Genomic DNA, 12270 nt, shown 5'->3' on the forward strand with positions numbered 1-12270 from the left:
ACAGTATAGCCATGTGGGGGCCCGCCGCGAACCCGCAAGACTTGAGCTTCTTTCCCCTAAGAGGCTAAGGGGCGGATCGTTCACCAGATCCCGATCCCGGAAAGACCCCGCCCATGGTAAAGCTGACCTATATCGAACATGACGGCACCACGCATGATGTCGAGGCCGCGCCGGGCCTGACCGTCATGGAAGCGGCCGTGAAGAACAACGTGCCGGGCATCGATGCCGATTGCGGCGGCGCCTGCGCCTGCGCGACCTGCCATGTCTATGTCGATGAGGCCTTTCGGGCGAAAACCGGTGAACCTTCGCCGATGGAGGAATCGATGCTCGATTTTGCCTCCGAGCGGCAGGAAAACTCGCGCCTCTCCTGCCAGATCACGGTCGAGGAAGCGCTCGACGGGCTGTCCGTCCGGCTGCCGGAATTCCAGGGCTGAGCTGACCGGCTTCATCTTGCGGCTTGACTCCGCGCCTCATTTTCATGCTTTGTTCCCTTTGTGGACGACAGCCTCACCGATATTCCGCCCGGCTTTTCAGAGGCCGGGCTGCGCCCCGAAGTCACCGCGAAGCTGACCCGCGGGGTTGCGCGGCTGCTACGCCATATGGGCTGTGCAGTCCTGGCCGAGATGCGGCTGGCCAATGGTCGGCGCGCCGACCTGATGGGCATCTGCCCGAAAGGCACCCTCACCCTTATCGAGATCAAATCCTGCCGCGCCGACTTTGAGGTCGACAATAAATGGCCGGATTATCTCGACTGGGCCGACCGGTTTTATTTCGCGGTCGATGAGGAATTCCCGCGCGAGCTGCTCCCCACAGACGAGGGCCTGATTATCGCGGACGGGTTTGGCGGAGACATCATCCGCCCCTCTCAAGATCGCAAGCTGAGCGGCGCGCGGCGCAAGGCCGTGACATTGCGCTTTGCCCGCCAAGCCGCCTTCGCAGGATTTTCCGAGGAATAAAGGGGGAGCGGCAAAGCAGGCCACCTTTGAAATCTGGCCGCGTCCGCACCCCCATATAGGTGGATGGTCGCATGCTTGCCGCCCCGCCCTCTGGGGTATCAGGAATGAGGGCAGTACCATTCCTGACATCGAATGACGGGTATGTTGGGCAGGTCCGTCATTCGTTCACAAAAACTTAACACAATTGGGACGGTTACGCAGAAAGAGTTTTCCCCCAGAAATTGTGATATTCTCACAGCATACGGAGGGCTATGGCCAGCTCAGAATGCGTCTCGATCAAACGATCCGCACCCGCTTCTTGCAGCTGATCCGCATGATCCTCAAGGCAATGCCCGCCACCGAGGAACCCCCAGACTGTTCCGCCTGCGGCCTTTCCGGCGGCAACACCATGCGCGCTATCCTCGATAATGAGACATGAGGCCGGATCCACGCCAAGCTGTTCGGCCGCATAAAGAAAGATATCTGGTGCGGGCTTTCCATGCTCGACGAAATCCGCCGAATAGACATGCCCGTCAAAATAAGGCGCCAGACCGTAACGGTTGACCTTGTCATCAAGATAGATCTGCGCAGATGAGGAGGCGACTGCCATTCTGTAGCCCAACTCACGCGCCGTTTGCACAACGTCCAGAGCACCGGGCACAATTGTCATGGTATGTCGCTGTGCCCGCCGCGTCTCAATCATCCCGTCCCAGAGACTGGTGAATTCCGCCTCCGACGGCATCCGGCCGAGAACAGCGCCATATTCATCCTGCAGCGCCGTTCTGAATAGGTCGGCGCGCATCCCATTGAACCGTCGGATCAGATCCTCCGGCCCCCAATCAAATCCACGCTCATTGAGAAAGACGGCAACATCTTCAAGCCCGACGATTTCGCTGTCGACGAGCACACCATCACAGTCAAAAAGGATTGCAGCAAAAAGCATGGCGCGCCCTTAGCCTTACGCCAGCTCTTCCGCTAGCCTGCTTGGATCCGCTTGAATACGGCTCATCGCGTCGTGCAGGCGATCCCGCACGAAACGGTGGCGGGAGTTCTGTGTCCAGTTGGGGTGCCAGGCGATGACGAGGTCAAAAGACGGCACCTTCACGGGCGGCTCGAAAATATAAAGGTTCTTCGGCATCAGTCCCATCAGAAGCTGCGGGCCGGTCAGAACACAATCCGTATGCATCACGATTGGCAAGGCAAGCAGGAACGAAGATGTCGTGTAAGCGATGTTCCGGTGATAGCCCCGCTCTGTCAGCGCCCGATCAGTGAACCCTTCGGCCTTTCCTGCAGGCGCAACGAGCACATGATCAAGAGACAGGAACTCTTCCAGCGTCAGCGGGTGGCCCGCCAATGGATGGTTTGCCCTCACGGCACTGACGAAGTTGTGCCGCGCAACGGGCCGGATGACGAAGTCTTCAATACGGATGGTCGGCGGCAGGTCGAGTACCGGCGCCTCGGGCAGGAAACAAAGGTCGAGCTTGCCCGTCGCCAGCTCGCGCGCCGATTCAAGGCTGGGGCTTGAGAGATCAAGGCTCAACCCTGGTGCTTCCGACCGGATCACCTCTTCCCATAATTTGGCGATCAGTGCGCCGACATCATCCGTACACGCGATCCGAAAGCGGCCCTTTGCATGAACGGGGTCGAACGGGTCGGGCACGCGTAGGACTTCACGGCATTGCTCCATCGCATGGGCAACGACCGGCCGGAGTTCCTCGCCTAGCGGGGTCGGGATCATCTCGCCGCCGGTCTTGACCAGAAGCGGGTCACCGAACGCATCCCGCAGCTTGGCAAGCGCCCGTGAGGCCGCGGGCTGGGAAAGACCAATCTGGGCTGCTGCCGCCGTCACGCTGCGCTCTGACAGCAGCCAGTGCAGCGCCAGCAAGAGATTCAGGTCGAGGCCTTCAAGACGTCTGTCCATAATTCACATTTGGTATATTGAAAATGACTATTATGCATTTGTGATATATGCACTGCACACTTAGGTCAAGGGTGACCGGCGCGGGATCGGTCGCCAGTTCAAGAGGACCATCATGTTCATTCGCTCCACTCTCATTGCCGGCGCAGCTCTGATCGCTGCAGCCAGCGCCCCTGCCCATGCGAACACCCAGGAAGAGGTGGAACTGTGTCTGGCTGCACTTAGCCAGGAAGCGCCTGACGCCAAATTCTCCTTCAAACGGAAAAGTGGCGGCGCGCTTGCTAAACTGAAATTCGAAATGGTGTCCGCTGACGGCGAGAAGAAAAGCGTCGTTTGCAAGGTCCGCAAGGGCGAAGTCGAAGAACTCGACATGGACGCATAAGCCGCTCCCGGCTTTTAGAATGCCCAATGTGAAAACGGCCCCTTTCGGGGCCGTTTTTTGTTTTATTTCTTGGTCATCTGCTTGGCGACAACACCGCCGCCGCCGCCGAGAATACCGCCGCCAATGGCGCCTTCGACGATGTTCTGCAGATAGGTCATCAGCATATTGGCATCATCGCCAGAAGCCAGAACCTCATTGAGACCCGCCTGGTCGGCGCCAAAGCCGCCAGCAAGACCCCCGAGAAGGCCGCCCAGCGTCCCTGTCGTCAGACCGCCACGCAGCAGTTTGGACAGGATCGGCCCGAGAATGGCCCCAGCCACCCCGTTGGTGACGAGTTCAGGATGTGCCTGAATCCAGTCGAGAATTTGTTCCATCTGTTCGTTACCCCTCTAGTTCGGTACGCGTTTCGCCCCCGTAAGGGTTAAGAAAGCTGATCTAGGTTATCCCGTCCAGCTATTTTCCAGCAGCCAGAAGTGGCTCTGACACCGCTGAAATCAGCTCACTTCAGGCCACTTCTTCGGATTGAGCCCGCGGATCAGCAACCAAAGGGTGAGCGCGCCCTCCCCGACCAGAGCGGGCAGGATCACCATCATACTGATGATCTTTGCAAATGGACCATAATCCGCAAACAGAAGAGTTCCCATCCCATCCACAATGTATCCGGCACCGGCCAGGAAAAGCAGGATGCCGAGGAGGGCCGGCAGATAGGCCGCCCTGACCAGCAAGAGCCCGAGCAGGAAGATATGGATGCCAAAGAATACAAGTGAAACGGCGAACCCCGAACCATAAGATTTAAGTGCCAGATAGATCTCGGCCTGCGCGTTGACGGGCGAGAGCGCATCCCCTGCCTCAACGATCTTCAGGATATGGACGAATTCGAGCGCAACAGCTGCGAACATGACCGTATAGACCAGCCGAAATAGCGCCGAGAGGAGTGACAGTTTTCGTCCGGCAGGGATCAGCAAATAGTATAGCGACCATGAGATGATCACATCGGCGATCAGCACGATGACAAATGCCGCTGCGCCAAGCCGAAACTGCCCCAGATTTTCCATCAGATTGGCGGTCGTGGCCGCGGGGTCTCCGTCGACAACCAGACCGCCGATCGCGAACATATTGGCAAAAATCGCAAAACCGAAAATCAGTAGGTAGAAAAAGCCCGTGAGCCGAGCGAGTCCTTGCGCTTGCGATGCCGTCAGTGTGGATTTGTCCATTCTTGCCCTCTCCCCATTCCTCTATTGCCCAAAGAAAAAGGGCGGCCCGAAAGCCGCCCTTTACTAGATAATCAGACCTCGCCGGTGTCAACCGTGAGCAAAGAAGGCGAGCATCAAGAGTGCCACGATATTGGTGATCTTGATCATCGGGTTCACCGCAGGACCAGCTGTGTCCTTATACGGATCGCCGACGGTGTCGCCCGTCACGGCCGCTTTGTGGGCTTCTGAGCCCTTGCCACCATGATTGCCATCTTCGATGTATTTCTTGGCGTTGTCCCATGCGCCGCCACCCGCGGTCATGGAAAGCGCCACGAAGAGGCCGGTGATGATCGTCCCCATCAGCATCGCACCGAGAGCTGACAGTGCAGCATCCTTACCGGCTGCCGCGCCATCAGGCGCGAAACCAGCAACAGCAAGTCCGATCAGAACATAAAGAACAATCGGCCCAAGGATTGGCAGCAGTGACGGCACGATCATTTCCTTGATCGCCGCGCCCGTCAGCAGGTTCACGGCCCGCGCATAGTCAGGACGCTCCGTGCCCTGCATGATGCCCGGTTTCTCTTTGAACTGGCGGCGCACTTCCTCAACGATGGCGCCTGCCGCGCGGCCAACGGCCTGCATGGCAAGGGAGCCGAAGAGGAAGGGCAGAAGCCCGCCTGCAAATAGGCCGATGATGACATACGGGTTCGACAGATCGAAGCTGACCGTCACGCCCTCGAAGAACTCGAACTTGTCCGAATTCTCAACGAAGAATTCGAGATCCTTCGCATAGGCCGCGAACAGCACCAACGCGCCGAGGCCCGCAGAGCCAATCGCATAGCCTTTGGTCACAGCCTTAGTCGTGTTGCCGACCGCATCGAGCGCATCCGTTGTCTCACGCACAGAGCTGTCGAGTTCGGACATCTCCGCAATGCCGCCCGCATTGTCCGTCACCGGACCGAAGGCGTCGAGTGCGACGATCATCCCGGCAAGAGCCAGCATGGTCGTGACCGCCGTTGCGATCCCGTAAAGACCGGCCACACCAAAGGTGAAGGCGATCCCCACCATGATGATCAGCGCCGGCAGGGCCGTTGCTTCCATGGAAACGGCAAGGCCCTGGATCACGTTTGTGCCGTGGCCGCTTTCAGAGGCCTTGGCGACGGATTTCACCGGACGGAAGCCCGTGCCGGTGTAATATTCCGTGACCCACACAATCGCGCCCGTGACGACGAGACCAGCAATGCCGCAGTAAAAGAGGCTTAGACCGGTAAAGGTCGTCGCACCATCACGTGTCGAGAAGACCTCGTCAAAGCCGAGCATCAGGCCGGTCACAACAGCCAACGCGATGATCGACAGGCCACCGGTTGCGATCAGGCCCTTGTAGAGCGCGCCCATTACATTGGTGGAGCCCTTGGAGAGCTTCACGAAATAGGTGCCGATGATCGACGTCACGATGCAGCTTGCGCCGATCGTCAGCGGATAGAGCATAAAGGTGCGGACATTGTCGAAGACACCGTCACCGCCCGAGAGGATCTGAATTTCCGTCGGCGCAAAGAGGATCGCGCCCAGAACCATGGTCGCCGCGATGGTCACGACATAGGTCTCGAACAGGTCAGCTGCCATGCCGGCACAGTCGCCGACATTGTCGCCCACATTGTCCGCGATGGTGGCAGCGTTCCGGGGATCATCCTCCGGGATACCTGCTTCGACCTTACCGACGAGGTCACCGCCGACATCCGCACCCTTGGTGAAGATGCCGCCGCCCAGACGGGCAAAGACAGAGATCAGCGATGCACCGAGCGACAGGGCGATCAGCCCCTCGACAACACGGCGGTCATCGACATGCTCAGTCACGGAAGTGAGGACCGCGAAATAGACAGCGAGGCCGAGCAGCGCGAGGCCGGCGACCAGCATGCCTGTGACCGCGCCCGACTTGAACGCGATGTCGAGACCCTTGGCGAGGCCGGAGCGCGAGGCTTCGGTCGTGCGCACATTGGCCCGGACCGAGACCAGCATGCCGATATAGCCTGCCGCGCCGGAAAGAACCGCGCCGAAAAGGAAGCCAACGGGCGGCGCCCAGTCACGGAAGAAAATGAAGAGAAGTGCAAATACCACGACACCAACAATGGTGATCGTTGTGTATTGCTTGTTCAGATAGGCTTGCGCGCCTTCCTGAATGGCTTTGGCGATCTCCTGCATCCGATCTGTGCCGGCCGGTGCCTTCATCACGGACTGCGCGGTGATGAAGCCATAGGCCACCGCCAGGAGGCCCGCCGCGATGACGAGCATTAGGGTCAGTGTCATGGGTGTTATCCCCTCTCCAATTGGTTATTTCGCCCTTGCGAGAACCGCTGGACGTTTTTCAACCAATGAAACTGTCAGCGGTTGGCGTCAGAATCAATTGCATTGTCAGCCCTTCCCGCATTTGGAGTCCTGAACCTCACCTTAAACATTCTGTTTTAGGGCGGCGCTTGGGGAACTCTGGGAGAGGTGTATGCGCCACCTCATTATTATTGCGGCTACACTGGCTCTTTTGGGATGCGGACCTGAAGAAGAGCCGACGCCTACGCGCGCAGCGGCAGAAAACTATCACCGAGAGCTGCGGGGATATGAATATCACGAAGATGTGATGCGCGATTCCGAAGGGACGCATTATTATGTCCAGTCCGCGCTCAGCGGCTATTTCCGAACAGATGACGAGGACTTGCCGGTAAGTCTCACTGAACTTGCAAGTTCCGGCTGTCAGATCCCGCGCCCCGAAGAGACGGACGCTCTTTACATTGTCCATGTCGGTGGCAGTGAGCAGCAGGCCCCGATCCATTACATCACCAACCAAGCCATGAATGACGCCGCCGAGCGGATGGTCAGCGCCTATGTCCAGCGCGAAGGCGACATGCCCGCCTATGCCCGCTTCAAAGCCGGCCGGACGATGCCCATCACGAATGTCGTCGTGACCGAGCGCGAAAAACCCGTCTTTCTTATCCTGATCAGTCAGGGCGACCTCATCTGGTCCTTCCAGCCTGCTGAAGGCACACAGATCCGCCAGATCGTCGCACTGACCCCGGGGATGCTCGGCTTTGCGCATCTGCCGGAAGGCACAGAGGTTCACTCCCTTTATGGCAGGAGCCTTGCCCGCTGCGGCATCAAGCCTGCGCGGATGCCAAAAGAGCACTGGTCCTTTGTCCGCAATGTGAAGGAGTCCTCCTACGGCCAGGATCTCCTCGCTGAGAACAGGAAACGCGCCCGCGACTTTGACCGCTGGATGCGCGAGACTTTCGACCTTGGTTTTTATAGCGCTGTTGAGGGCCTCCATCTCAGCAACGCGCTGATTGGCCCGATGCCGGCCAGCGAGGACGCTCGCGCACCTTACCTGCCGCTCTTGGGCAGCGCTGTCCTTCTGTCTCCGTCGGATTTCGTCATGGCCGCGTCCCAAAAGACATTCAGTAGCCAGAGCGAAGCACTGGTCCGTCAAACCGCCACTGAAGCCGCGGGCGGCAGTCTTTCAAATCTCGTTGCAAGGGGAAACTGACCCATGTTCGACAACAGTCCCATTTCCATGATTACCAAGCTGATCGGCCTTTGCTGTTTCGGTGTGTTTCTTGCGACCCAGCTGAATGTCTTCAATCACGTGCAAGGCATGACCTATGCGATGAATGGCGGTGACCGGCAAAAAGATCCGCTGGCAGATCAGGGGATCATCGTCTCCAACAACACGATGGATCATAACCGCAAGATCATGTCGTCCGCCTATATGGCGACTGTCAAACAGGACGACATCGACGCCTATCGCAACGTGACCTTCTCCGCACAGGTGCCGGTCAAACAGCTTCTTCAGGACGGAGAGAGCCGTCCCGAGGATGGGTTCGAAGGGGTATTCGCTGAATCCCGTGCAGTTTTCTACGCACAGGAAGAATGCGAGCGACTGCTACAGACAATGGCGTCGAGCTGTCAGGTCGTCCGCGCCACTGGCAAGTACAAGCGCGATATCGTCGACATCTCCGCCGTTCTGAAATTCACGCAAAAAGCCGCGTTCGGCGAACTTGATGCAACGACTGCCTGGTCATTCAACGAAGTTCAGGTGAACATGACCGACGGCATGGTGACTTCGCCCCGTCAGTATGCCCACAAAAAACGCCTGCAATTCTATCGCAAGGCGGTCAGTGAATGCACTCAGATCAAGCGTCGCGCAGGGAATTGTGCGATCACCAGTATTCGCATCAGCTCGTTTCAGGAATCGAACAGCACGATGGTCAATATGAATGCTTCTGCCGAATACGGCTTTCTGATGCGTCAGAGATAAGCGGCGGCCATATCAACCTAGCCGCTCTTCCAGCCATGCTCGCAGGACGGCTGCATTATCCGTACCCAGTTTGATCTGGGGGTCAGCGAAATCTTTCGTGCGGATCCGCAAGGAACCGGGCAGCGCCTCAACGGCCGAGACTTCACTCCGCGCAAGGATCCGGACCAGCGGGAACATTCCCATCGGACGGATAATCGCAACGCGGTGAGCGCCAAGACCAAGCAGGACGCCGCCCTTGAAGACGCGCTCTTCTTCGGGCGTTTCACCCGGATGGGCTTTCAGAAAATGCGCCCGCGCTTCCTCAATGGAGAATTCAGCTTCGCGGCCTTTGCCGAGCCGGTTGAGCAGCAGGGCCACCCCGCCGATCGCGACAGCCACAAAGACGAAATAGAGCAGGAGCGCCATGGCCTATTCCTTGAAGGTGACGGTCGATTGCCGTCGTCTGTTGACGTGAAGGTCAAAAACATCCGGACGCGAATAATGCCCCACCACATCCAGCGTCAGATGCGCCCGCCGGACATGGGCGTGATCGAGATCCGCAACAAGCAGAGCCTCCTTATCGAGCACCGGCGGAATGACCCAATTGCCGTCAGGATCCGCAATGCAGCTTGCGCCATTCGCAAGTTGGCCTGCATCATTGAGCTTGCCGATATCCGGCAGGTTGAGTTGCGGCACATCCGCGCCTGACATCAGACCAGAGACAGAAAGAGCATATCCCCGCCCTTCCCGCGCGATCATCGGCGTCAGTTGCTCCGTATTATGAAGACCACCCGGCCATACGGCGACGTGCAGGTCCTCGCCTTGCGCATAAAGACTGGCCCGTGCGAGCGGCAGCCAGTTCTCCCAGCAATTAAGACCACCTGCGGTGAAAGCGCCAAGCTTGTGGACGCGCAACCCATTCCCATCGCCAGCGCCCCAGACAAGCCGTTCCTCATAGGTTGGCATCAACTTGCGGTGCACTGATTTAATCTCTCCATCCTCGCCGATATAGACAAGGCTGGCGTAAAGCGTATGGCCGCCGCGATCGGCTGCCCGCTCCATCACCCCAAGATAGACCGCCATTTTCGCGTCACGCGCCATGGCGCAGAGCGGCTCAAGATGCCCGCTTTCGATCTCGACACCATGATCGAGATAATGCGCATACCACTCTTTCTGGACGTCACTTTCGAACTGGGCGCCATCGGTCCGCTCGACCCAGAAAGGGTAGCCCGGCACGAGGGATTCTCCGAAACAGACAAGCTGCGCGCCTTCACTGGCGGCCTGCCCGGCGCAAGCTGCGACTTTCTCCAGGGTTGCATCACGATCAAGCCAGACCGGCGCAATCTGCGCCAGCGCAACGGTCAGCCTGCCTTTTTCCCGGATCGTGCCCTGATCAGACGGGCGGATGATTTCAAGCGCCATGCGACACCTCAAAGCCAGGACGGCACAGCCTCTCCGGACAGCATGTCCTCATAGCTGGGACGTTTACGGATAATGGCAAACCGCTCTCCATCGACGAGCACTTCCGGGGCCAGTGGCCGAGTGTTGTATTGCGAACTCTGCGTCGCGCCATAGGCACCTGCACCACGGAACGCGAGCAACGCGCCTTCCTTTGGGTCACGCAACGCGGCATCGCGCAGGAAAACGTCCGTCGACTCACAGACTGGCCCGGCAATATGGCAGGATTTTGGCTCCGCATCCGATTGCGCAACTTCCTGCACGTCATGGTGAGAGCCATAAAGCGCCGGGCGCATCAGATCGTTCATGCCGCCATCGACGATGACATATTGCGTTCCGTCCTGATCTTTCTGGAGCAAGACCTCTGTGACGAAGAGACCCGCATTCCCGGCGATCAGCCGGCCGGGCTCCATGATCACCTGCACCCCCAGATCGTCTGTCAGGCGGCGAATGATCGCGGCATAATCAGAGGGCAGCGGCGGCACTTCGCCATCCTGCCGGTAGGGGATGCCAAGACCGCCGCCCAGATCGAGGGAAGCTACTTCACAGCCCTTCCCGCGCAACGCCGTCACAAGGTCACGGCCTCGTCCTGCAGCCTTCTCGAACGGCATCAGCGAGGTGATCTGCGAGCCGATATGCATCGCAATCCCGCGCGGCGCGAGCGAGGGGTGGGCCGCAGCTTCCGTATAAAGACGGACAGCCTCATCCCAAGGGATACCGAACTTGTCGTTCTTACGCCCCGTCGAGATGCGCGTGTCTGTCCCGGCATCGACATCCGGATTAACGCGCAGGGCCAGCGGAGCTGCAACGTCCATCTCCTCTGCCACACCGGCGAGTTGGCGAAGCTCCGCCTCACTCTCGACATTGAACTGCAGGATGCCGGCTTCGAGCGCCGCCTTCATCTCGGCGCGCGTCTTGCCAACACCTGAAAAGACGATCCGATCCGCCGGAATGCCGGCTTTCAGGGCACGGAAGAGCTCTCCGCCCGATACGATATCCGCGCCCGCGCCTTCTTTTCCCAGCAACGAGAGGACGGCGATATTCGACAGCGCCTTGACCGCAAAAGCGACCAACGCACCTGACCCCGCAAAGCCTTCGGCAAAAACCCGGTAATGGCGGCGCAAGGTGGCCGCGGCATAGACGTAGAACGGCGTGCCCACCTCATCAGCGATAAGGGGAAGCGGCACATCCTCCGCATGAAGAACGCCATCACGATAGGTGAAATGATCCATCAGAGTGGCCCCGGTCTGCTACCGCGTGAAGGACTGATCCTGATTGCCAGGAGGCGGCGGTGTGTCGAGCGGCGCCTTGCGCCCGCAGGCACTCAGCGAAAAGGCGGAGACGAGGATGAGCAGGGCGAAGATAATCCGGGACATGATCGACCGATTGCGCCGCTCGCCGGGGGCCGTCAAGTAGAGCCGTCATGACCGACCCGCATGCTCCGCGAACTGCCCCGCTCGGCCGCCTGATCAAGCTCATGGCCCTGATCGGGGCCGGCTTCATCCTCTTTGTGGTTTTCGCCGCCTCCCAGAAACCCCGGACCGGCCCGCCGGGCCTTGAGGAGCTGGCCGCGCGCATGCCCGGCGTCAGGTTGACGGCGAATGAGGACGGTCTTGCCGCCTTTCTGGCTCCCGGAGAGGAGGCAGAAACTTATGACGTCCTCGGCGCACCCGAGGGTCTGCCGGGCGCCATCGCGGTCTATTTCTGGCCCGCCGACTGCACCACACATTGCGAGACCGCGGCACAAGCTTTCATCGCGGGGCTGGGTAGCAATTCTGTCTTCACCCCCGTTATCGCCCGCCAGATTCCGCGTTCAGCGGGCCAAAGATGGGAAGCGGCACTGCCGATGGGCGTCATCGGGGTCAATCATTTCGGCGGCGCCCATCGCGAGCACCTTTCCGGGTCGCCACGACACATTGTGATTTTCTATCGAAACAACCGCGAAATCGCCCGCGCCAGCGGCGTCGACTGGTCAAAACAGCCTGCACAGGACCTAATTCGCGCCCTTCAGGACACACTTTTACCGGATATTGTATTTTTCTTCGCACCTGCACTGTGCGTCGCAACCAGTTCATGGTTAATGATTCGGCGTGTCCCTTGAGGCT

General features: G+C 59.1%; 15 protein-coding genes. 6 read left to right on the forward strand and 9 right to left on the reverse strand.

Features of this window, described 5'->3' with window-relative positions; translation table 11 throughout:
* Nucleotides 1-113: 113 nt before the first annotated feature.
* Together DX908_RS08145 and DX908_RS08150 are read left to right on the forward strand one after the other, a co-directional pair.
* Nucleotides 114-434, forward strand: coding sequence for a 2Fe-2S iron-sulfur cluster-binding protein (locus DX908_RS08145; protein WP_116391860.1), 321 nt, complete (start codon nt 114-116; stop codon nt 432-434).
* Nucleotides 435-494: 60 nt separating this feature from the next.
* A complete protein-coding gene (locus tag DX908_RS08150; RefSeq protein WP_233508654.1) occupies nt 495-956 on the forward strand; it encodes an MmcB family DNA repair protein in 462 nt (153 codons plus the stop codon).
* Between the two features lie 232 nt (nt 957-1188).
* Here the strand turns inward: DX908_RS08150 and DX908_RS08155 are convergent, their stop codons facing one another.
* Entirely contained in the window at nt 1189-1878 is a 690-nt protein-coding gene (locus DX908_RS08155; RefSeq protein ID WP_116391861.1) for an HAD family hydrolase, read from the reverse strand.
* Between the two features lie 15 nt (nt 1879-1893).
* Entirely contained in the window at nt 1894-2856 is a 963-nt protein-coding gene (locus tag DX908_RS08160; RefSeq protein ID WP_116391862.1) for a LysR family transcriptional regulator, read from the reverse strand.
* 112 nt (nt 2857-2968) lie between these two features.
* Between DX908_RS08160 and DX908_RS08165 the strand changes: the two genes are divergently transcribed.
* Entirely contained in the window at nt 2969-3235 is a 267-nt protein-coding gene (locus DX908_RS08165) for a hypothetical protein (protein WP_116391863.1), read from the forward strand.
* A 62-nt stretch (nt 3236-3297) separates the two neighbouring features.
* Here DX908_RS08165 and DX908_RS08170 read toward each other — a convergent pair whose 3' ends face one another.
* The 3 genes from DX908_RS08170 to DX908_RS08180 form a co-directional block, all read right to left on the reverse strand.
* Nucleotides 3298-3609 (reverse strand): hypothetical protein, encoded by a 312-nt coding sequence (locus DX908_RS08170; RefSeq protein ID WP_116391864.1) that lies wholly within the window; start codon nt 3607-3609, stop codon nt 3298-3300.
* Nucleotides 3610-3729: 120 nt separating this feature from the next.
* Nucleotides 3730-4449: a DUF4386 domain-containing protein gene (locus DX908_RS08175; RefSeq protein ID WP_116391865.1), complete on the reverse strand. Its 720-nt coding sequence runs from the start codon at nt 4447-4449 to the stop codon at nt 3730-3732.
* An 87-nt stretch (nt 4450-4536) separates the two neighbouring features.
* Nucleotides 4537-6732: a sodium-translocating pyrophosphatase gene (locus tag DX908_RS08180; protein WP_116391866.1), complete on the reverse strand. Its 2196-nt coding sequence runs from the start codon at nt 6730-6732 to the stop codon at nt 4537-4539.
* A gap of 190 nt (nt 6733-6922) precedes the next feature.
* On the opposite strand from DX908_RS08180, the gene DX908_RS08185 reads away from it, so the two are divergent.
* Both DX908_RS08185 and DX908_RS08190 read left to right on the forward strand, forming a co-directional pair.
* The gene (locus DX908_RS08185; RefSeq protein WP_116391867.1) at nt 6923-7957 is read left to right on the forward strand and encodes a hypothetical protein; all 1035 of its coding nucleotides are present in this window, start codon (nt 6923-6925) and stop codon (nt 7955-7957) included.
* A gap of 3 nt (nt 7958-7960) precedes the next feature.
* The gene (locus DX908_RS08190; protein WP_116391868.1) at nt 7961-8728 is read left to right on the forward strand and encodes a hypothetical protein; all 768 of its coding nucleotides are present in this window, start codon (nt 7961-7963) and stop codon (nt 8726-8728) included.
* Nucleotides 8729-8740: 12 nt separating this feature from the next.
* Here the strand turns inward: DX908_RS08190 and DX908_RS08195 are convergent, their stop codons facing one another.
* The 4 genes from DX908_RS08195 to lptM are packed head-to-tail and all read right to left on the reverse strand — an operon-like array spanning nt 8741 to nt 11541.
* A complete protein-coding gene (locus DX908_RS08195) occupies nt 8741-9133 on the reverse strand; it encodes a hypothetical protein (RefSeq protein WP_116391869.1) in 393 nt (130 codons plus the stop codon).
* A 3-nt stretch (nt 9134-9136) separates the two neighbouring features.
* On the reverse strand, nt 9137-10129 hold the full coding sequence (locus DX908_RS08200; protein WP_116391870.1) for a carbon-nitrogen hydrolase family protein: 993 nt from the start codon (nt 10127-10129) through the stop codon (nt 9137-9139).
* Nucleotides 10130-10137: 8 nt separating this feature from the next.
* On the reverse strand, nt 10138-11397 hold the full coding sequence (gene lysA, locus DX908_RS08205) for a diaminopimelate decarboxylase (RefSeq protein ID WP_116391871.1): 1260 nt from the start codon (nt 11395-11397) through the stop codon (nt 10138-10140).
* Between the two features lie 18 nt (nt 11398-11415).
* Complete coding sequence (gene lptM, locus DX908_RS08210; protein ID WP_147303757.1) at nt 11416-11541, reverse strand: LPS translocon maturation chaperone LptM; 126 nt, start codon at nt 11539-11541, stop codon at nt 11416-11418.
* A gap of 47 nt (nt 11542-11588) precedes the next feature.
* On the opposite strand from lptM, the gene DX908_RS08215 reads away from it, so the two are divergent.
* Entirely contained in the window at nt 11589-12266 is a 678-nt protein-coding gene (locus tag DX908_RS08215) for a hypothetical protein (protein ID WP_116391873.1), read from the forward strand.
* Nucleotides 12267-12270 lie beyond the last annotated feature (4 nt).

Source organism: Parvularcula marina, from assembly GCF_003399445.1.
Lineage (GTDB): Bacteria > Pseudomonadota > Alphaproteobacteria > Caulobacterales > Parvularculaceae > Parvularcula > Parvularcula marina.